The sequence below is a fragment of the Anaerococcus provencensis genome (assembly GCF_000312365.2).
GTDB lineage: Bacteria > Bacillota > Clostridia > Tissierellales > Peptoniphilaceae > Anaerococcus > Anaerococcus provencensis.
The window spans coordinates 128836-148665 of record NZ_HG003686.1 but is presented as its reverse complement, the minus strand read 5'-3'; the positions used below and the strand labels follow the sequence as shown (position 1 = coordinate 148665).

Annotated in this window: 22 protein-coding genes; all 22 read right to left on the bottom strand. The window is 33.7% G+C overall.

Features of this window, described 5'->3' with window-relative positions; translation table 11 throughout:
* Nucleotides 1-62 precede the first annotated feature (62 nt).
* Entirely contained in the window at nucleotides 63-1625 is a 1563-nt protein-coding gene (locus BN38_RS03400; RefSeq protein WP_044565598.1) for a recombinase family protein, read from the bottom strand.
* Nucleotides 1618-2034 (bottom strand): recombinase family protein, encoded by a 417-nt coding sequence (locus tag BN38_RS03395; RefSeq protein WP_044565597.1) that lies wholly within the window; start codon nucleotides 2032-2034, stop codon nucleotides 1618-1620. The genes BN38_RS03400 and BN38_RS03395 overlap by 8 nt, the downstream gene beginning before the upstream one ends.
* Nucleotides 2027-3589 (bottom strand): recombinase family protein, encoded by a 1563-nt coding sequence (locus BN38_RS03390; protein WP_044565595.1) that lies wholly within the window; start codon nucleotides 3587-3589, stop codon nucleotides 2027-2029. Before BN38_RS03390 ends, BN38_RS03395 begins: the two co-directional genes overlap by 8 nt.
* A gap of 59 nt (nucleotides 3590-3648) precedes the next feature.
* A complete protein-coding gene (locus BN38_RS03385; RefSeq protein ID WP_019192382.1) occupies nucleotides 3649-3858 on the bottom strand; it encodes an SHOCT domain-containing protein in 210 nt (69 codons plus the stop codon).
* 209 nt (nucleotides 3859-4067) lie between these two features.
* Nucleotides 4068-4877, bottom strand: coding sequence for an N-acetylmuramoyl-L-alanine amidase (locus tag BN38_RS03380; protein WP_044565592.1), 810 nt, complete (start codon nucleotides 4875-4877; stop codon nucleotides 4068-4070).
* Nucleotides 4878-5279, bottom strand: coding sequence for a phage holin family protein (locus BN38_RS03375; protein WP_034439180.1), 402 nt, complete (start codon nucleotides 5277-5279; stop codon nucleotides 4878-4880).
* A 1-nt stretch (nucleotide 5280) separates the two neighbouring features.
* Entirely contained in the window at nucleotides 5281-6660 is a 1380-nt protein-coding gene (locus BN38_RS03370; protein WP_044565587.1) for a hypothetical protein, read from the bottom strand.
* Nucleotides 6653-8518 (bottom strand): hypothetical protein, encoded by a 1866-nt coding sequence (locus BN38_RS03365; RefSeq protein WP_044565585.1) that lies wholly within the window; start codon nucleotides 8516-8518, stop codon nucleotides 6653-6655. Before BN38_RS03365 ends, BN38_RS03370 begins: the two co-directional genes overlap by 8 nt.
* The gene (locus BN38_RS03360; RefSeq protein ID WP_044565583.1) at nucleotides 8518-8880 is read right to left on the bottom strand and encodes a hypothetical protein; all 363 of its coding nucleotides are present in this window, start codon (nucleotides 8878-8880) and stop codon (nucleotides 8518-8520) included. Before BN38_RS03360 ends, BN38_RS03365 begins: the two co-directional genes overlap by 1 nt.
* A complete protein-coding gene (locus tag BN38_RS03355) occupies nucleotides 8880-11945 on the bottom strand; it encodes a phage tail tape measure protein (RefSeq protein WP_044565582.1) in 3066 nt (1021 codons plus the stop codon). The genes BN38_RS03360 and BN38_RS03355 overlap by 1 nt, the downstream gene beginning before the upstream one ends.
* A 78-nt stretch (nucleotides 11946-12023) precedes the next feature.
* On the bottom strand, nucleotides 12024-12320 hold the full coding sequence (locus BN38_RS03350) for a hypothetical protein (RefSeq protein ID WP_044565580.1): 297 nt from the start codon (nucleotides 12318-12320) through the stop codon (nucleotides 12024-12026).
* A gap of 41 nt (nucleotides 12321-12361) precedes the next feature.
* A complete protein-coding gene (locus BN38_RS11155) occupies nucleotides 12362-12526 on the bottom strand; it encodes a hypothetical protein (RefSeq protein ID WP_176714517.1) in 165 nt (54 codons plus the stop codon).
* A 17-nt stretch (nucleotides 12527-12543) separates the two neighbouring features.
* Entirely contained in the window at nucleotides 12544-12900 is a 357-nt protein-coding gene (locus BN38_RS03345; protein WP_044565579.1) for a hypothetical protein, read from the bottom strand.
* A 2-nt stretch (nucleotides 12901-12902) separates the two neighbouring features.
* On the bottom strand, nucleotides 12903-13499 hold the full coding sequence (locus tag BN38_RS03340; protein ID WP_044565577.1) for a major tail protein: 597 nt from the start codon (nucleotides 13497-13499) through the stop codon (nucleotides 12903-12905).
* The gene (locus tag BN38_RS03335) at nucleotides 13489-13836 is read right to left on the bottom strand and encodes a hypothetical protein (protein WP_044565576.1); all 348 of its coding nucleotides are present in this window, start codon (nucleotides 13834-13836) and stop codon (nucleotides 13489-13491) included. The genes BN38_RS03340 and BN38_RS03335 overlap by 11 nt, the downstream gene beginning before the upstream one ends.
* Nucleotides 13833-14210: an HK97 gp10 family phage protein gene (locus BN38_RS03330; protein WP_044565574.1), complete on the bottom strand. Its 378-nt coding sequence runs from the start codon at nucleotides 14208-14210 to the stop codon at nucleotides 13833-13835. Before BN38_RS03330 ends, BN38_RS03335 begins: the two co-directional genes overlap by 4 nt.
* Nucleotides 14207-14539 (bottom strand): phage head closure protein, encoded by a 333-nt coding sequence (locus tag BN38_RS03325; RefSeq protein ID WP_044565572.1) that lies wholly within the window; start codon nucleotides 14537-14539, stop codon nucleotides 14207-14209. The genes BN38_RS03330 and BN38_RS03325 overlap by 4 nt, the downstream gene beginning before the upstream one ends.
* Complete coding sequence (locus BN38_RS10730; protein ID WP_049944436.1) at nucleotides 14526-16370, bottom strand: collagen-like triple helix repeat-containing protein; 1845 nt, start codon at nucleotides 16368-16370, stop codon at nucleotides 14526-14528. Before BN38_RS10730 ends, BN38_RS03325 begins: the two co-directional genes overlap by 14 nt.
* Nucleotides 16371-16379: 9 nt before the next feature.
* Nucleotides 16380-16652: a head-tail connector protein gene (locus BN38_RS03310; RefSeq protein WP_044565571.1), complete on the bottom strand. Its 273-nt coding sequence runs from the start codon at nucleotides 16650-16652 to the stop codon at nucleotides 16380-16382.
* A 10-nt stretch (nucleotides 16653-16662) separates the two neighbouring features.
* Complete coding sequence (locus BN38_RS03305) at nucleotides 16663-17853, bottom strand: phage major capsid protein (protein ID WP_044565569.1); 1191 nt, start codon at nucleotides 17851-17853, stop codon at nucleotides 16663-16665.
* Nucleotides 17854-17857: 4 nt separating this feature from the next.
* Nucleotides 17858-18544, bottom strand: a complete 687-nt coding sequence (locus BN38_RS03300) for a head maturation protease, ClpP-related (protein WP_044565567.1) — start codon at nucleotides 18542-18544, stop codon at nucleotides 17858-17860.
* On the bottom strand, nucleotides 18531-19799 hold the full coding sequence (locus tag BN38_RS03295) for a phage portal protein (RefSeq protein ID WP_044566351.1): 1269 nt from the start codon (nucleotides 19797-19799) through the stop codon (nucleotides 18531-18533). Before BN38_RS03295 ends, BN38_RS03300 begins: the two co-directional genes overlap by 14 nt.
* Nucleotides 19800-19830: the final 31 nt, after the last annotated feature.

Here is a 19830-nt window from a genome sequence, read left to right as displayed (position 1 = left end):
TCCTTTCTTCAAATATAACTTAGTTATATTGTAGCACATGTTATATTTGAAAGTCAAGATATTTATACACATACATTGACTTCAACTCCTGACTTGAGCACTATCTTTAGTTCCTCATCATATACAACTACCTTATCTACAAGTTTCCTTACCAAGTCTTCATCGTAGCTTTCTATTTCCAATTCCTGATTATCTAAAAACTCTTCTAATTCCTTTAGCCTGCTTTGTTCATTCTTCTCTTCCGCTAAATCTAGAAGTATCTTTTCTTTTTCATTCCTTAATTCTTCCACTCTGCCTGCAAGGTCTGTGTAGTCTTTCTTGGCATTGGCAACTTTTAAAAGTTCTTCTTGCACTTTCAACATTTCTTTGTCTATTTCTTCTATTCCACTACTTCCATCACCTGTGATGGCTTTTTCTATATTCTCTTTTATTATTTCTTTTAATTCATTGCTTTCAGATATAAGTTTATTGATGGCTTCTACGACTGCTTCTTGTAGGTCTTCTTCCTTAATAGTTCTAGCATGGCAGGCATCTGGCCCATGGGTTACTCTTGTACAACATCTCCAAACTGTATATTTTTTCCCTCTGTTGTTCCATGCTATTCTCCTGTAAATATCTCCGCATTTAGAGCAATAGACAATACTTGAAAGGGCGTATTTGCTGGAATAAATTCTTCTTTTCCCTTTGCCACTTACCATATTAGCTCGTCTGTACATTTCTTCTCCAACTCGCATGAAGATTTCTTTAGGTATAATGGCTTCGTGGTTATTTTCTACATAATATTGAGGTGCTATTCCATCATTTTTTACTCTTTTCTTATTTAGAAAATCCACTGTATAAGTCTTTTGTAAGAGAGCATCCCCCATATATTTCTCATTAGTTAATATTTGATTGAGGTTTGACACATGCCATTTCTTATTTCCTGCTCCATTTACTATCTTATCTTTTTCAAGCCCTTCTTTTATATCTCTTAGGCTTGCTCCTTCTAAATATTCTCTGTAGATCCTTTTTATAATTTTTGCCTCTTCAGGAACGATGACAAGTTTTCCGTCTTCGTCTTTTGTATAGCCTAAGAACCTATTATGGTTTACTTGGACTTGCCCTTGTTGAAATCTATATTGAAAGCCTAACTTTACATTTTGTGATAAAGACTGACTTTCCTGTTGAGCAAGAGATGCCATAATGGTAAGGAGAACTTCTCCCTTGGCATCCATGGTGTTGATGTTTTCTTTTTCAAAATAGACTGGGATGTTGTTTTCTTTTAGTTTACGAATATACTTTAAGCAGTCTAGTGTATTTCTGGCAAACCTCGATATGGACTTTGTAATGATATAGTCGATATTTCCTTCCATGGCTTCTTCAATCATTTTGTTAAAGCCAGCTCTTTTCTTTGTGTAAGTTCCACTGATTCCTTCATCAGAAAAAACTCCCGCAAATTCCCAATCTGGATTTCTCTTTATATAATTTGTGTAATGGTCTACTTGCGTGTCATAAGAAGTTGCTTGCTCATCACTATCTGTTGATACCCTCGCATAGGCTGCCACTCTCAGTTTCTTCTTTTCTGATTCCTTGATGGAATTTCCTTTTTTCTTTTTCGCTGGTATGACTATGACCTTGCTATTCATCATCTATCACCTCGATTAAATTGTACTGGTGGCTTGCTCGTTCAAAGGGTTCTAGTGGTAAAACTCCTTCTTCTTTATATCTAAACTTACAAGGAACTTTAATAATCTCTTCTTCCTTTTCCCAAACTCGTCCCATTGCCTCTGCCCTTTCTTTTAGCATTCGACCTGCCTTTTCAAAGCTTTCTCTATCCATTATCTTGGGATAGATGTCATTGCCGAAATATTTTTCATTGGTTAATATTCTTTTGACACTGGAGCTGTTTTTCTTCAAGCCTGCAAGGTCTGCCGACTTTATAAGTGCATTGCCAGCAAGATAGTTTTTAAAGATTTTTCTTATATTCTCTGCTTCTTTTTCTTCAACTTCTAAACTTCCGTCTCTTATAGTGTAGCCATAACATAGTCTAGACATCTTCTTTCACTTCCTCTCTTAGTACAAGTCCACACTTTAAATTAAAATCAAGGGTCTCTCTATTGACAACTTGAATGTGGTCAATGATTTCTTCAAACAAGTCACCTTCAAAGTGATCTAACATTTTGCTTTTATCTAAGATTCCTATTAGCTTTTCAAGTTCTCTTATTTCTTCATCATTTCCAAGGATGGCTTTTTTACTTCTTTCCTTTTCTTTGAGTAGATAACTTTCTTCACTTGAAATTGCACTGCTTTCTTTTGTATAAATACTTGCATCTAAAACGCCTGAAGTTATTAGTTTGTTTAGAACTTCTTTTCTTTCCTTTATTTTTTGTAAGCTTTCTTCTATTTTATTTATCTTCTCGACTTCTTCCTTGCTATCCACTCTATTTAAGGATTCTAAGAGTGGTGTAAGGATACTATCTTTTCCAAAGATAAGCTTGTTTATTAAAGTTACAAAGGCTAGTTTTATGTCCTTGTCTTTAATAAACTTCATGGAACACTTATGAATATCTCTTAGGTGCTCACTACAAGTCCAGGCTATATATTTATCTTTGCCATTATAGTGATGCCTTCTTTTAAAACTTGAACCACACTCGCCACACTTTATTTTTCCCGATAGGCTATATCTATTTTGGTATTTTTTTGTGTTTTCTCCATTTCCCTTTGCTATAGCTCTAAGCCTTATTAATTCTTGTACTTTCTCAAAGTCCTCTCTACTTATTATGGCTTCATGGTTATCTATTATCTTATACTGGTCTTCTTCTCCCTTATTCTTGTGTCTATTATAATTTTCATCTGTATAAGTCTTTTGGTAGATGACATCGCCTATATATTTTTCATTTTTTAAGATTCCGTTTATAGTCGAACCATGCCAGCTTGCTCCTTTTTGTCCTTTAATCTTTCTTTTATTTAAGTCATCTGCTATTTTGTGAGTTCCCTTACCTGAGAGATACTGTTCAAATATTTCTTTTATTATTTTTCCTTCTTCTTCATTCACTACCATCTTTCCGTCTATGTTCTCATAGCCATAGGGTGGGCTTGATATAATAAACGTTCCGCTTTGAAATCTTTTCTTTATGGACCATTTGTTATTTTCTGAAATAGACCTGGATTCACTTTCTGCAAGGGATGAAAGTATGGATAACATCAACTCGCTTTCCATTGTCCTGGTATCGATGTTTTCTTTTTCAAAATAGATTCCAATGTTTATGTCAAGGAGTCTTCTTACGATTTCCAAACAATCTGTCGTGTTTCTTGCAAGCCTTGAGATTGATTTGGTTAGGATAAAATCTATCTTCCCATTCTCACAATCTTTTAGCATTTTTAAAAGACCGTCTCTACATTCTTTCTTTGTTCCAGTAATTCCTTCATCAAAGTATAGACCTGCAAAAGTATATGACTTGTTCTCTGCTATCATCTTTTCATAGTGTGCTTTTTGCGTTTTAAGACTTACTAGCTGAGCATCCTCATCTGTCGATACTCTTGCATAGGCAGCGACTCTTAATATTGATTCCTCTTTTTGATTTGCTTCTATTTTGGTTATCTTTTTCATCGTCTCACCTCTCTTTCTCTTAGTGCTATATTCCCGTACAAGTGAGTATTTATCAAGTCTTATAGCAATAATTCTGAAAGAATAGGTCTAAATCTTTTAATGTTTTCTCTCCTAATTTTTCTATATTCTTCAAGGCTAATTTCATCTAAAAGAAAGAGGTCTTGGATGAATTTATCCGATAGATAAAAGTTAAGCTCTGCTTTTAAATCTCTTTCTGTGTATTCAGTTTTTAAAATTTCTTTTCTACCTTTAAACTTTTCTACTCTCATACTCCACCTCCTATATCACAGGCAAAGAAATTAAGGCTATTTTTAACCTTAGTTTTCTTTCCTCTATATTTCTTAGGACAAATTAATTGTTTATGAGTAATATTACAGCTCTTAATATATGCCATATGAAATACTAAAATCGGACGGCAAAATAAAAAAAGGCTTAATGGATTTCTAATTTAAAAATCCATTAAGCCATAATCATTTTATTAAATTAGCTGATTTACTCTTCTCTGAACTGCTTTATAATCATACCCAGCGTTAGTTAACCTTCTTTTTCTTTCTTCTCCATTTCCCCACTTTCCACTTATAACTTCTTTTGCTAACTCTTCGATTGTCTTTCCAACTGGATAAATTATCTTGCCATTTGCATCGAATACTTTTAACCCAAATCTATCGGCACATTTTTTAGCATTTTCTATATTTCTAAATGCACCTTTTTGGCTTTTAGCATCACTCCATGATTTTCTAACTCTATATAGTTCGCCTGCTTTTTTACTAACAGTCTTATCGCTTCTTAGTCTTTTATTGACCTCACTTGCTATATATGAAAACTTGCTGCCAAGGTATGGTCCTGGACAGTTAGTACTTTTATACCATTCGTGTTTTTGAAGGACACCATCTTTGCCTCCAGTATAGGTACAAGGATAGATTCCATTTCTCCTACAGATGTCTGTTACTAAATCAATTAGTCTATTTAAAACATAATCAGAAACTAACCACTGAGGACCTCTCGTAGAGTTCCCTACTTCAATTGTGACTGCTCTATTGTCACACCAGGAAGATGAGGTTGTCCAGGCTCTGTTAGATTCATCTACTCCTAAAACAATGACTCCATCGGATCCTAAGTTGTAGTTAGCCGAGGCTTTTCTTGACCTTGGCACAAATACTCCAGCAAGATTTCTACCATTTATAACTCCAGCAGCGTGGTGGATTGCTATTTTAGTTATCTTTTGATTTCTTCTTCCACTATGGTTTGGGGAGAGAATTGTTGCTTGTACTAATGGGCTATTACTCATTTATTTTTCCTCCTTGAATTGTTCTAATACTCTTTTTAATTTTTCTGGTACTGGCAAGCCTAGTGCTACAGAATTTTCTAGTATAGAAAGCCCCTCATTTGCTATATAAAAAAAGATGATGGCTGTTCTTATCATGGTTCCATCACCTTTAATTAAATTTACATCGCATAGGTTTGCGATACCTACAACTATAAAAATCATAATCTTTTTAGCTATCCCTTTAAATCCTATGGATGAGGATAGCTTTCTTTCGACCCCTGCTCTTAAAACTCCCGTCAAATAGTCGGCAATTACAAAAGCAAGAAGTGTGTAAATAAAAGCATCTACACTTCCAAGATAAAATCCCAACCATCCTCCGATAGCTGTAAAACATACTTTTAGTATTTCAAAGAATTTATTCATTTTACTCCTCCTCTGTTAAAGTATATGTTATTTTCATTGTCTTATCTGCCGTTTTTAATATTGGACTAGATAAGTTATTAATTGTTCCAAGATAGGGAGTGTGAAGAAATAATAGTTTATAGAATCTTTCCTCATAACCTCCAAAACCTATTGCAAATGGACCAATTGTCTGTGTCTCCATCATTAAGTTACCTATTCCACTACCATTATATGAATCAACATTATTTACAATTACTTGGTCTTTCTTATCAATTACAAATTCATAACCTAATATATAGTCTCCCCACTTGTAAAGATAATTATATTCTCCTCCATATTTCGAAGAGCTAACCTCTTTACCTAAAGAAATAACTGTTATATCTACTGGATTATTTATATTAACCTTATAAACTTTATTTGTTCTATAAGGACTTATCGAATACAGATATCCATCTTTAACACAACTATATTTATACCTATGGCAATAACTTCTATCTTTTTCATTATAACTTCCTAAACTTCCAAGCCTTATTCCATTAAGTGACCAAGTATCTGTACTAGTAGAATAGTCATTCTTATTTATTTTTACTCTTATTAAATTGTCTCTATTGGTCCCAAATCCATACCAATATCCATCCTCTCCATCATAAAAACAACATTCATACCAGGTGCCTATCTTGCTGAAAAATTCTGATACATCAATAGTAATCCTTTCTTCAGCTTTGTAGCCTTTAGTATAAATAGGATCATTTAAGCCTATGCTTGTTAATGGCTCTTTTAGTTTTACCAATTCAATTGATTTGTCATTTAATGGCCATATTGATACTATTGTGTTTGACTTGAAGTCTATCTCAATACAGCCATTATAACAATCTGAAACCTCACGCTTTTTATATAAGGATGTGCTATTTAATAATAAAAATGGGTCTTTTCCATGTGTATCTCCATAAAAGTATTTACCACCTCTGTAGTGAGTAAGTGCTATTGATGATATTCTTCCATTAGCTTGAGAAGTTGAAAAGTCCCATACAAATTTATATCCGTTTTCAAGTGGAATTGTTTCTGTTAAATTAGCAGAACCTCTTCTAGGAGCATCTGTCTGATTCACGTCATTTGATGCATAGCCAATTATCTGATTATCAGATGGTGCAAATATCTTTTCTGGATTTTCTTCGAGTTTGTCTTCAAAAAGAAGAACTCCCCCATAGCATTTATTAGCTATAGGAAATATCTCCTTCCAAAATTCAACTTTCTTACTATCATCTATCGGGTACATAAGTCCCATAGGATTCAGTCTTAATAAATCTGGAACTGCATTAGTTATTAAGTTTTCATCTTCATATATCTCCTTCCTATTTGTCCTCACATTAGTTAGTTCAATGACTGATTTACCCTTAAGCATTTCCTTCCTCCTTATCTTTAAATTCTGTAGTAATTTCTTCCTTGTATTTTCCAAGTATCAATCCTTGATATTTAAATCTTCCTACCTTTTCATTAATTACTAGTGGTCTTGGGACTTGTCTTTCTACTTTGTATTCAGCTTTAAGTTTCCTAAGCAAGAATGAATGACTAAGTTCTATCTTATTCCAAGATTCATCAATCTTAATCTTTCCATCCCATGATGCTGTAGAACCAAGCGACTGACCAGAGATGGCTGCTAGAGCATTGTCTTTACCTATAATAGCCTTACCTGATTCAAGCCTAATTAATACCGAGAAATTGTTCATAGTCTTTTCCTGTAGTTTAGTTAGTGGATAGAAAAGATTTAGAATGTGGTCACCACTTAGGTAGGTTTCTTTTGGAATGTGATGTTCTATTTTCGTATCATTAAAAACATACGTAATAACTAACCTTGTTGGTATTTCTATATTTTCAATGAAGTCTAATTCTTCTACTTCCTCTTTTTCTTCATACTTTGGAGGATCATAGGATTTTCCATCATTATTTAAAATCTCTACTTGTTTCTTGAACTTTCTTGATATCTTTCTAGTTTTTTGTTCGGTATCACAAATTATATTTAACAAGATAGATGCATTAAAAATTGCCTCCGTTTCTTTATTGGAGGCAAATTCTATACGAATTATTGGTGTATCTGTGGTAGAAAGATTAAAGGCAGAATAATTTGAGTAGGAATGAACAACTAATTTTTCAGATTCAATCTGATTTAACAGTCCTGCTATATTCTTATCATTCTTGCTTTTAGCCCTAGATAAGTATGGGTTCTTCCCTACACCAAGAATTCTATGTTTTCCATTTATCTTGTATTCAATGTCAGTGATAAGCCCTTCAATCTTTTCTTCTGCGTAGGAGATAGCTATCCTATCTCCAACATCAAGACTTGGGTCTCCTATGGTTACCATATCAAAAGGTGTGTGGTGAATCTTACAAATTTCAGTAAGAAGTACCTCACACATTCTTTTTCTTTTTTCTGGAAGTCCTAATTGCATAAGTGGATTTATTCCAAGATTCATAGTTAGGCCATCGTCATTTTCTAAAGAATAGTATTCAGCTATTTTAGTCTTTGCATTTGTTGAGTTGATAGCTGTATATCTTGTCTTGAAATCTGATATTGATGAAGAAAATCTTTCTCTTGTTTTAATTTCAGTGGATATACTTTCTGCATACTTTTTTAAAACCAATTTACCATCACGAGAGACCTGTGCAAAAGCACCAAGAGTTGATGATATATAGTGAATAAAATCTCTGTAGGTTTCTATATCATGGTCTTGATAAATTGCCAAAACTTCTTCACCATTAACAAAAGCTTTCACCTCATCTTCTGTCATACCTAGTTCTACCTTGCACTTCTCACATGATAATGTAAGTAATTCAAAAGCTGTACCAAAGGTATCTGTTACTGGGAAATTCTTATCAAATCTAAGCATATAGTCATAGCCTTTTAGTTCTAAAATTTTCTTAGACCTATTTGCTTCAGTGACATCAAAAATTCCCATTGGTATGGTTTCTATCTTTTTATTCTCTAATTCTTGATGATAAAAAAGTTCTAGCTTTGAATCTTCTAGAGAATACCTATCTATATCTGAAAAAAGACTGATTCCAAACTCTCCAGCATAAACTGTACCTATTTCAAGTTCAGAAGATCCAGAGCATGAACGATGAATGTATCCAGACCCTTTAAGAATATCTTTATTGGTAAATGAAATGATTGTTTCATCTTTTAAGATGATATTTCCCGTCCAGTAAAATTTACGAGAATTCTTTTTTATGACTGTTTTATATTCATTGCTTGTTGGATACATTAGTACTCCTCCAATGAAAAAGATACTTCCCACAATCCTTTATAAGAAGTATCTTTTATTAGTTTGACTTGAAACTTATCTATATACATTTGTGTCTCTTTTAGTTCCAATGTTTCTGTATCTAAGAATTTAACTTTAAGATTAGACTTGTTAGCAAAATTGCTTAAGGTCTTCACAAGTTTAGGACTACAAGAAAAACTTACAGAAATACTTGTTACTTTGTTTCTAACAATATCCCTTTGAATAGTACCCGCCTCTGTTTCTCCTCCAGTATCTGCTTCTATATCTCTAAACTCCAAATCATAAGAATTTGGTAGTGGTAGGTCTACTCCTTCAATAATTAAATATGTTTGATATTTCATCACCTACCTCCACTCCTTAAATTCTTACGCATAGATGCATTGACAATAACTTCATCTAGGAGTGTTCCTCCAAGATAGACTGGTATGACTATATCTCCTGCATTTTCTGATTTTAAATTAATATTTGCAAGTGCATCAGATATTTGCCTTCCTATATCAATTCCATTTACAGCGGATTCTTTATCATATCCACCCATACTAACAGTTGATATATTTGGATTCAAAACCATATCGCTTGCTACATTCTTCATAGAAGATTGAACTAATCTCCTACTCTTTTCAATTCCTTTTGATAAGCCTTCCATAAAGTCTGGCATCCATGATTCGTAGTCGGTAAGTGGACCAACATCTGGTACTGAAAAGTGTAAGTAAGACCTAATGGTTGATGCAACATTAGATACAGCAGATATTACATTACCTATTGAATTTGAAATTCCCCTTGCAATTCCATTAATCATATCGGCTCCCCATGTGTAGGCTTGTGATGCTAGATTTCTAATAAAGTTCACTGCGTTACTAAATCCATTTCTTATACTAGATAAAATATTGGACATACTAGAAGAAATAGCTGACCTCATAGAATTAAAGGCAGACGTTACTGCTGATTTTGCAGAATTCACTGTTGATGAAATAGTAGATTTGATACTATTCCAAATATTAGAAACTAATGACCTGATTCCATTTAGAACTCCAGATATGAACGACTTGATGGAGTTCCAAACATTCATCACTATAGATTTAATAGTATTTAAAACTGTTTGAATAACTGTTTTTATATTATTCCAAGATGTGGATATAAATGTTCCTATGGCAGTGATTACTGTAGTCAAGAACGTTTTTATCCCATTCCAAATAGTCTTAGCCTTTACTTTAATAGAATCAAGAACAGTTGAAATTAAAGTCTTTATACCTTCCCAAGTAGTCCTGATAAACTCTGCAACTTCTGTAAATACTTCTGTGGTCTTAGTTGATATATCTGTCCATATATTAGTAAAAGTAGTTTGAATCCCATTCCATAAGCTTGTAAAGAAATCTCCTAAACTTTGCCATAGACTCTTGGCTCCCTCAATAAAGGTATTCCAAGATTCAGTTAGAAAAGTTGTTATAGATGTCCAGATAGTATTCCATCCTTCAGCAAGTCCATTCCATAGATTGGCAAAAAAGTCCTTGATACCTTTCCATGTAGTTTTAACTCCTTCAATAAATCCAGTCCAGAATTCTGATAAGAATGTAGTAATCTCTGTCCAAGATTTTGTCCAGGATTCTGATATTCCTTGCCAAAGATTTACGAAGAATTCTTTTATACCATTCCAAATAGCAACTGTTGATTCCTTAATAGTTTCCCATATGGAGATGACCCCTTCTCTAAACCAATCACATTTCTTCCATAAAAGAACAAGACCAGCTACTACTGCTCCAATAGCTATAGGAACTATACCAATGGCTGATACTACTGCAGTGATTGCTGGTATAAGTGTACCTGTAAAGATTCCAACTATCTTAGTTATTCCTCCTACTATTAGAGGTCCTTTGGTCATAATAGTTCCTATTGACCAGACAAGCTTTCCTATAATCATAAGAACTGGACCAAGAGCAGCTATAAAAACACCTATTCCTGCAATGACACCTTTTACTGGACCTGGAAGTGCATTAAGTCCATTTACCAGTTTTGTTATTATATCAACTACTTTCCTAACAGTTGGCATTAGGAGTTCTCCAAAGGATATGGCTAATTCTTCTAAGGCAGATTGTAGGATCTTTAATTGACCACCTAAGTTATCCTGCATAGTAGTTGCCATTTTTTCTGCTGTTCCATCTGCGTTATAGATGGCATCACTTAGACTGTTATAATCTTTCTCACTGGCATTTATTATTGCCAACATTCCAGACATAGCATTTTTACCAAATATCATTGATGCTGCCTGTGCCTGTTGAGTTCCATCTAAATTAGCAAAGGATTCTCTAAATATTCTTAGAGTTTCATCAAGAGAAAGCCCCTGTACGTCCTCAATAGATAGGCCTAACATGGACATTCCATTAATAACTTCTTTAGTTGGTGATGCAAGTCTAGTTAGTCCAGCCCTTAAAGCTGTACCTGCTTGTGAACCCTTTATTCCTGAGTTTGCCATTAGACCTATAGCAACTGCAGTATCTTCAACTGAATATCCAAGGGCACCAGCAATAGGTGCAGCATATTTAAAGGTCTCACCCATTAACGAAACATTGGTGTTTGCATTAGATGATGCAGCAGCAAGAACATCAGCGAAGTGAGAAGAATCTTCTGCTTTTAGACCAAAGGCTGTAAGTGCATCTGTGACAATATCTGAAGTAGTAGCTAAGTCCTCACCACTGGCTGCAGCAAGGTTCATAATTCCTTCAATACCACCAATCATGTCCTTGCTTTTCCAACCAGCCATTGCCATGTAGTTCATAGCATCAGCTGCTTCAGATGCTGAGAACTTTGTCTTTGCTCCCATTTCACGTGCTTTCTCTCTTAGTGCATCAAAGTCAGATCCAGTTGCACCAGATACTGCTTTTACCTTTGCCATACCAGAATCAAAATCTGATGCAGTCTTTACAGCTGCTGCTCCAAGCCCTGCAACTGCAAGAGATACTGGCATAATATCTTTCCCTACATTCTCAATGTTCTGACCAGTATTTTGCCATTTTTCTCCAGTAGCAGCTATATTTTGTAGAGTCTGATTAGTTGTTGCTCCCTGCTTTTCTAGATTCTTTAGGGCTTGTTCTGTTTCAATAATTTCTCGTTTAAGTGCATCATATTGTTCTTGGGAGATTTTACCTTCTGCAAGAGCCTGTTCAGCTTGTTTCTGTGCTTCTTTCAAAGAAGTTAATTTATTTTTTGTTTCTTCTAAGGTCTGACCTAATAGCTTATGCTTTTGTGAGATAAGTTCAGTATTTCCTGGGTCAAGTTTAAGAAGTTTATTAACATCACGTAATTCTGACTGAGTGTGTTTTATTTCTGTATTTACTGATTTAAGTGCGTCTTGAAGTTTGGTAGTATCTCCACCAATCTCAACAGTTATTCCTTTTATTCTATTTGCCAATATCTCACCTCCTTAATTTAAAGCATAAGAAAAGCACCTATCATTTTGATAGATGCTTTAAATACCTTTTTAGAATTTCTATTGTTTCTTTAAATCTTCTATATTTTTATTTAATCTGCTAAGTTGTCTTATTATCATCCAGTTTTGTTCTACTAATGCGGAAAGATATGTTACTTTAGCTTGTTCTTCTGCTTTTGCAAAACTCAAAGCCATACCAGCTTTAAAGAATGAATTTCCTGCTAAATCACTTGCAATTCTTTGTAAAACTACTAAATCTTTCTCATCTAGATCTTCTAGTTGATATCTTCGCATAAATGCTTGTAATTTTTCATTTTGCTTTTCTTCTGCTGTTTTCTTTTCTCCGAATAATCCCATGATTCCTCCTAATAAATATAATTGTTGAAAACATTATACTTTTAGAATCTATCGAAGTCCTCTTGGGTAGCTACTTCTTTGTATTTATAGTCGTCATTATTCTTTTCTGTAAACATATCATTAACAAGCCCTATCGTTAGTAGGGATAAATCAGAAACAGAAAGACCAAGCTCTACTGCCCTTAATAGAAACAAGGGTGTAGTCATTGGTCTTTCTGTTGGTCTTACTTTTTTTTAGGAACTTCTTCCGACTTTATGTTAAGCCCCCATAATTCAATTAGCTGTGGCAGAATTTGATAAATTGAAAAAGTCGAGAAATTATCTAACCATTCTTCTGGACTATCTGGCACAGATTTATCTCCATGTTTAGCCATTACATATGCTATATTTTCAAATAACTCAAGTGAACCTATATCAAGATTGGATTTATCTTCATCGTTTTTCTTCATGGACTTTTCTAATTCCATCAAGTCTTTGAAGATATCTCTTCCAAATTTAAGTCTATAGATTCTTGGGATAGCTGCTGATGCACGGAAAACAACATCTTTCCCATCAATTTGAATTTTCTTTGTTAATGCCATATTTATTTACCTCCAACACTTGCTCTTGAAGGTGTTACTGTAGTTTCTGTTGGCATATAAACTGATTTGTACCAACCATCATAAGTTTCCTTAGTTGTCTCATCACTTGTTCTAGCCTTTACATTTCCATTTGGAAGTGGTCTTGCTTGAATAGATAAGGTTTCTGGTTGAACTTCTCTTGATTCTTCATTGGTTTCTCCTTCAAGAGTAGGTCTTGCTGCTGAGCAGTTATACATGACATGACGGATTTTCTTTTGGTCACCATCAAACTCGAAAAGAAGTGCAAAGTTTGCAGTTTCAGAATTTGAAGACTCAATAAGAACTTTGTTTGAATCTGATTTTTCCATCAAAACATCAGTCCTAAAGGATTCTGGAATAAGAGCAATTTCTAAATCTCCATCATATCCCATATTGTTTGAAATAGTGTAGTATTCAATTCCATCTGCATAAAAGCTTTCTGGCTCTCCATTAGGATCTAATGAAATTGAAACAGCACCAGGCATTGGCACTGGTGTCTTATATTTAATAACGCCCTCTTCGGTTTTATTAAAGAGAGCGTAGTGTACGTTACAAATATTAAATTTAACTTTATTGGCCATTATTATTTACCTCCGTAATTTTTAAATTAAGTGTGAATTCATACAAAACTTCATAGAGTCTTTCTGATTCAATCCAAACTTCAGATTTCTCATAATAGATTTTTTCTCTATCAAGTATCTCTTCTATTTTTTCTTCTAATTTTAGATCTTTCTTATCGGTATAAAGTTCTAAGTCTATCTGAGTATTTTTATAGAAAACTACTCCATCTGCACCAAAGTGTTTATTCTTTGGAAATAGATAGACCATAAATGGTGGAGCTGGACTTTCTCCCTCAGCAAAGTGCGAGTATGCAAAAGGAAGTCCAATCTCGTTAATTATTTTCATTAACTTCTTCATTCTCTTAATTTCCTCATTATATTTTCTTCCAATTCTCTGATTCCTTTCTCCTCAGCTGGTCCAATGTGTGGCTTAGCAGACACTCTTCCACCCTGTCTAAGAACATGACCTTTTTCAAGTAAATGAGCCAATTGATATCTATTTTTTGAGTGAACTACAAGTTCTATTGAGTTAGAAGTTTCTTTCATAGTTTTTACTGACCAAGATTTAGAATATTTCTTTGTTTCTCCTACAGGAGCATTTTCTTGTATATCTTTTCTTATATTCCTACCAGCTTTTTTGACTTCATTTTTGACTTCGTCTGTTGCCATATCAGAATATTCTTCTAAGCCCTTCATAATTTCACTGGCGAGGTTTTCAATTTTTACATTCATCTACTCACCTTCCTACATCTAAACTTTATAAATCTATTTTTATAGTTCATAAAGTCAATTGAGATGATATTGTAATTTTCAGCTTCAAATAGAATTCTGAAATCTGAAGTATTAATATTCTTTAACCTATTTTGAAATCTTACTGTAAAAGAAATATCTGACCTGTCTACTTCCATACCAAGAAAAACTTCTTCACCTTTGCCTTGAAAAGATATATATGAATTAGTTGTTAGATAATCAGACCATATTGATTTATGATTACCTATCTCATCAACTTCAACATCTTTATTTTGGAAGGTAATCCTTCTATTAAAATCAACTATTTTCATAGTTGTCTCCATTATCTTCAGGGAGTTCTGGTAGAATATAATAAACTAGATAACGACTTTTATTCCATCCACAAAAATTTCCATTAAGGATAAAAAATAACATATAATCGTCGTAACCCTCGTTGCTTTCATACCTTGTTTTTAATAACTTTTTATAGTTAGGTGATTTAGTAATCCTTTTTTCCTTTGTAAATAAGTTTATTTCATCGGTTGTTTTCATATCACCATTTACATAGGATATATATAAAGTATCTTCATCAGTTCTAACTTCTGTAGCTTCATCATATTCCCATTCGTAAGCTATGCTCACATTCTTATTAGATTCAACTAATAACGATATTCCCTCATATGTGTACCTTTCACCCGAATAATTTCTACTATAAGATAAAAATTTTCCTTTTGCCCATTTTGATAAGTCAACATTTAGCCTTGGACTTTGAGGAACACCATTCTTTAATTCAAAATAATATATTTTATTATCTAAAGTATGGATTCTTAAACCACTAAGATTAGCATGTATTATTCTGTCAAATTTATAGTTACTTAAATCAAGTGAAAAAATATTACCATTTGCACTCAATCCCGATACGGTGTTATTAATTTGGACATAGGTTGTATCAAAGTAGCTAAAAAAATCATCATATTTATTAACCCTAAGATATTTTTTATTCTTCAAATTATGAAACTCTGCTTCAGACTTATCATATGCTGATACAATTAAGGTATCATTAACAGTTTCTAGATTTATTTTTTTATTTGATGGGATTTTTGTATCGATAACCCACAGTTCCTCTAATATCATGGATATCCCATAAATCGAAATAAACCCATTATTATCTGCACTTACTATTCCAAAACAATCTTCATTACTATAACTACATAAATTTAAATATCTACGCTTATTAGAACTTAAAGCTTCGTTAAGGTGGATAAGTAAGGATAATTTTCCTTCTTTTATAATAAAATATGCATCACCAGCATCTTCGATACCTAAAGCGTCATCTATATTTTCCATGATTTGAAAAGGATCCGTATCGTATTGGTAGTTATATTCTATTTTTAATTCTCCTTCTATAAATTTATGCCCAGGCTCCCATCCAGTTTTTATTTCTCCAATTTTATTTGCTAAGTCTGTAAAGCTATCATCTTTATTAGCTTTTCCTTTCTTGTCGACAATAGCCTTAGCAATTAAATCTTTACCATTATCGACATCGTAAAAAAGCTCATCATATTTTTTATTTAGAATTTTACCTTGTCTAGCAGACAGGGCTTTTTCTCCGTTTTCACTTTCAAGGTTATCTATAACTTCACAGTCTTTTCCATCTTCTCCTTTTGGACCAGGTGGGCCTTCTTTGCCTTGAGTGCCGTCATCACCCTTGTCTCCCTTTGGTCCTTTTATATCCTCTAGATTCTTTTCAATAGCTTTTTTTATTGCCTCATCAGCTATATTTTTAGCATTTTCAATGGCAACTATCGCACTTTCTGAATCTGTATATGACTCATAACCTTTTGTTATTCTTATATAAGTTCCTTGGTCTGATGGGAAAATATGACCTTCTATTTTGATTTCTATTTTATATGTTCCAATTGCAAGTGGCTCATCAATCCTAAAAGAAATCTTATCTTCATTTACCTTTGTCTTACATTTCCATTCTAGTTTCTTTTCTTTGCTATAAAGATGAATACTAGCATCTTTATCATTTAAAAAACTAATAGGGTCACCTTTTGAGTCACATAGCTGAAAACTCAGTTCTGAAGATATATCTCCTTGCTTTATATTAATTCCACCCTTTGTTTGAATTAAATTTAAAGTATTTAAACTATTGGCCATAAGTCCTCCTTAAAAACCTGGTTTTCTATCACCAAATAATAAAGCCCTTAGAGTTAAGTTTAGTTCAGAATAATCTGCCTCTTCTCTGTGTTCATAAAGATAAGCAGTCACATATAAGACAGCTATCTTTCCATTTGGATTTTTAGAAAGGTCTTCTTCACTATTAACTCTAGCTACATCCATAGAATGTTTGATTGATGATTGGATGAGAGATTCAATCATCTCATCCTCATCATCAAAATCCACCCTTAAATAGGACTTTGCCTCCTCAAGAGTAATCATAATTTACTCCTTAGGCAGTAGCACCGATTTTTAATAGTTTAACTGCTTCTCTTAAAACTAAGATGCCATCTACTCTTTCTTTTCCTAAGAACCCAACCATGCCATTACCAGCAAATAGTTCCTTTAAGTCTTGGAAAGACCTATTTCCTCTATCTCCAATCTTGTAATATGAAAAATCGCCAAAGGCTACTGCAAGTTTTCCTTTTTCAGCTTTTGGAGCAAAGGCAGATGTATAAGCAGGATATCCTAAAAGTCTATCTGGTTCTCCATCTTTAAGTGATGGTTGCCAAATATATGCACCATTAACATCCTTAAGTTTTCTAATTTGAGCAACTGTTGCGTCATTTAAAATGAAGGCTGCTTTCTTTCTATATGGTCTATCTAGCGAGTAAACTAAATCAATTAATTCATCAGCAGTAATTGTTTGAGCCTTTGTTGTTCCTCCAAGTTCTCCACCCTTTTTAGAGTCAAAAATTCCTGTAGGCTTATTTACTCCATCACCATTTAAGAAGGCATCTTCTTCAGCATTTGCTAACGCTCTAGTAAATTCTTCAGTAATGTATTTTTCTAAATTAAAGGCTGCATCATAGAGAAGTTCTTCAGTAACTTTAATTCCAACATGAAGTTTGTGTGCATCAAGAGATACTTGATCGAATGTGCCATCTCCAAAGGTTAGTTGACCACCTTCTTCTACCCATAGAGCAGCAGGCTTTGTAGCTGCAATATTAATTTTATGAAGTCCAGAAGTTTGAACTTTTGTAGCTAATTTTCTTACAATGTTTTCTTCTTCAAGACCATTTACAATATCTGTTTCCATTTCTTCAGGAACTAAATATCCACCACTTTCATCTGTACCTACTTTTAATTCATTGGAAATATCTCTAAAGTTAGTTCTTAATGCCTTCATCATAGATTTCTTATAGACATTTCTAGCTCTCATTGGTTTTTCTTCTTCATTAAAAGTAGCAGGTTCATTTGTTAATGCTTGAGTAGTAGGTTTTTCTAAAGTTTTATCCATTTCTTCTTCCCTCTTCTTTCTTTCAATTTCACGAGTATAATTCTCGATAGTTCTTTCCATCTCTTCATATGTCTTAAAGTCTTCATCAGACATTAGACCCTTTTCATCTTTCTTAGATTCAGCAAATGCCTTTGCCTCATCCCAAGCTTTAGTTCTCTTTTCCATTAGTTCTTTTAAGTTCATATAATTACCTCCAAGTATTTTTAATTTTGTTTAATCTTTCTTCTACCTCATTCATTGAGTGAGTCTTTACTTCTTTATTTATCTTTGTTAAAAGTGAGTTTGTAACTGCTCGTCTTGAAAAGATCATGTTTGTAGCTTTTTCATCTTTTCTTTTGTCAGTGAGAGTTCCATCACAAAAACCCATCTCGATGGCCTTATTCTTATCAAACCAAGTCTCTCCATCCATTAGATTAGAAATCTCTTCTCGGGATAAACCAGTTTTAATCTCATAGGCATTGATGATTGATTCCTTGACTTCCTTAAGCATATCGATAGCTTTTTGCATTTCTTTTGAGTCGCCAATTGCTACAGTTAAAGGATTATGAATCATCATTAGTGATGTAGGACTCATCAAAACTTCAGTTCCTGCCATAGCAATAACTGATGCTGCTGATGCTGCAAGTCCATCAATCTTAATTGTCACATTTCCCTTGTGTTCTAAAAGCATGGTGTAAATTCTTGATGCTGCGATACAATCTCCACCAGGGGAGTTGATCCACACAGTTATATCTCCACTTTTGTTTTTTAATTCTTCAAAAAAGAGCCTTGGAGTTATTTCATCATCAAACCAAGACTCTTCTGCAATAACTCCATCTATATAGAGTTCATTTGAATCCTTTTTCCAATTCCAAAATATTCTATTGTTCTTCATTAGGACTTATCACTTCTCCTTTCTGCTGATAAAAACTACCTGCCTTATCAAGTGGTAGCATATTTCCATTTACAAGGTATAAGTCACCACCTTCTTCAGCCGATATCCTATCTAGATTTTCTAATTCTCTTATGTCATTTGCACTCATCCAGCCATTTTGTCTTCCTACAGCATATCCATTCATCCTTGATTCATAGTCTCCCCTCAGAAGTCCATCAAGATTGAATTTAATAAAGTATGATTCTTTTTCTTTATTTGTTAGTAGTGCTCTTTCCAAAGATTGTTCCCAACGAACGATCCAAGGATCAAGGGTGTATTTAACAAATTCAAGTGACTGCTGTTCTATATTTGAAAATGACGACTTCTCCAAGTCACCAATCATATGAGGTGGTATTCTGAATATTCTTGCTATCTCATTTAACTGAAACTTTCTAGTTTCCAAAAACTGGGCCTCACTTGGCGCTATGGCTATGGGTTGGTATTTCATCCCTTCTTCAAGTACAGCCACTTTGTTGGCGTTTTTAGGGCCTTGAAAGGCAGCATTCCATGACGCTCTAACTCTTTCTGGATCTTTAATAATACCTGGATGCTCTAAAACCCCACCTGGCTGTGCGCCATTTTGGAAAAAGCTAGCACCATAATCTTCACAAGCCATAGCCATACCAATTGCATTCTTTGCCATTGTAATTGGCGAGTATCCAATAAGGCCATCAAAACCAAGTCCAGGTATGTGAAGGACATCTTCTTTTAAAAGATAAACTTCTTCTGATTTATGATTGTATTTATAGAAGATTTCTCCTTCTTCACTTCGCATAACAGTCATCTTGTTTGGCATTAAGGGATAAAGTCCAATGATCTCATTTCTTCCATTTCGAATTATCTGAGCATAGGCATTTCCCCATAAAAGAAGATGAGTCATCAGTGTTTCTCTAAATACAAAGGAAGTCATTTCAGTATTTGGTTCATCGTGCAAAAGAAAATATATGGCGTGGTCTTTTGCTTTTTCCTTTGAGTTCGAATCTCCTCTTTTATATAGATGAAGAGGAAGTCCTGCTAAGGTTTCAGCAAGAACTCTCACACATGAATAAACTGCCGTCATTTGCATGGCAGTAAATTCGTTGACATTCCTTCCTGCTGTTGTTCTCCCAAATAAAAAAGACGATGAAGATATCCTCTCCCCGTCTTTAGGTTTGTCTCTCGACTTGAATATTAAGTTTAAAATGTTTATATTACCACCTCCTAAAATTTTAATCATTTGTGATATAATGTTAATATATTTACTGGAA

Coding starts and splice junctions, on each gene's coding strand:
- BN38_RS03305 (WP_044565569.1), bottom strand. CDS start 17,853: ATGAACTTAAAAGAACTAATGGAAAAGAGAACTAAAGCTTGGGATGAG.
- BN38_RS03325 (WP_044565572.1), bottom strand. CDS start 14,539: ATGAAAATAGTTGATTTTAATAGAAGGATTACCTTCCAAAATAAAGAT.
- BN38_RS10730 (WP_049944436.1), bottom strand. CDS start 16,370: ATGGCCAATAGTTTAAATACTTTAAATTTAATTCAAACAAAGGGTGGA.
- BN38_RS03335 (WP_044565576.1), bottom strand. CDS start 13,836: ATGAAGAAGTTAATGAAAATAATTAACGAGATTGGACTTCCTTTTGCA.
- BN38_RS03390 (WP_044565595.1), bottom strand. CDS start 3,589: ATGAAAAAGATAACCAAAATAGAAGCAAATCAAAAAGAGGAATCAATA.
- BN38_RS03400 (WP_044565598.1), bottom strand. CDS start 1,625: ATGAATAGCAAGGTCATAGTCATACCAGCGAAAAAGAAAAAAGGAAAT.
- BN38_RS03380 (WP_044565592.1), bottom strand. CDS start 4,877: ATGAGTAATAGCCCATTAGTACAAGCAACAATTCTCTCCCCAAACCAT.
- BN38_RS03395 (WP_044565597.1), bottom strand. CDS start 2,034: ATGTCTAGACTATGTTATGGCTACACTATAAGAGACGGAAGTTTAGAA.
- BN38_RS03310 (WP_044565571.1), bottom strand. CDS start 16,652: ATGATTACTCTTGAGGAGGCAAAGTCCTATTTAAGGGTGGATTTTGAT.
- BN38_RS03375 (WP_034439180.1), bottom strand. CDS start 5,279: ATGAATAAATTCTTTGAAATACTAAAAGTATGTTTTACAGCTATCGGA.
- BN38_RS03295 (WP_044566351.1), bottom strand. CDS start 19,799: ATGATTAAAATTTTAGGAGGTGGTAATATAAACATTTTAAACTTAATA.
- BN38_RS03360 (WP_044565583.1), bottom strand. CDS start 8,880: ATGAAATATCAAACATATTTAATTATTGAAGGAGTAGACCTACCACTA.
- BN38_RS03365 (WP_044565585.1), bottom strand. CDS start 8,518: ATGTATCCAACAAGCAATGAATATAAAACAGTCATAAAAAAGAATTCT.
- BN38_RS03340 (WP_044565577.1), bottom strand. CDS start 13,499: ATGGCCAATAAAGTTAAATTTAATATTTGTAACGTACACTACGCTCTC.
- BN38_RS03330 (WP_044565574.1), bottom strand. CDS start 14,210: ATGAATGTAAAAATTGAAAACCTCGCCAGTGAAATTATGAAGGGCTTA.
- BN38_RS03350 (WP_044565580.1), bottom strand. CDS start 12,320: ATGGGATTATTCGGAGAAAAGAAAACAGCAGAAGAAAAGCAAAATGAA.
- BN38_RS03370 (WP_044565587.1), bottom strand. CDS start 6,660: ATGCTTAAGGGTAAATCAGTCATTGAACTAACTAATGTGAGGACAAAT.
- BN38_RS03385 (WP_019192382.1), bottom strand. CDS start 3,858: ATGAGAGTAGAAAAGTTTAAAGGTAGAAAAGAAATTTTAAAAACTGAA.
- BN38_RS03345 (WP_044565579.1), bottom strand. CDS start 12,900: ATGGCATTAACAAAGAAAATTCAAATTGATGGGAAAGATGTTGTTTTC.
- BN38_RS11155 (WP_176714517.1), bottom strand. CDS start 12,526: ATGACTACACCCTTGTTTCTATTAAGGGCAGTAGAGCTTGGTCTTTCT.
- BN38_RS03300 (WP_044565567.1), bottom strand. CDS start 18,544: ATGAAGAACAATAGAATATTTTGGAATTGGAAAAAGGATTCAAATGAA.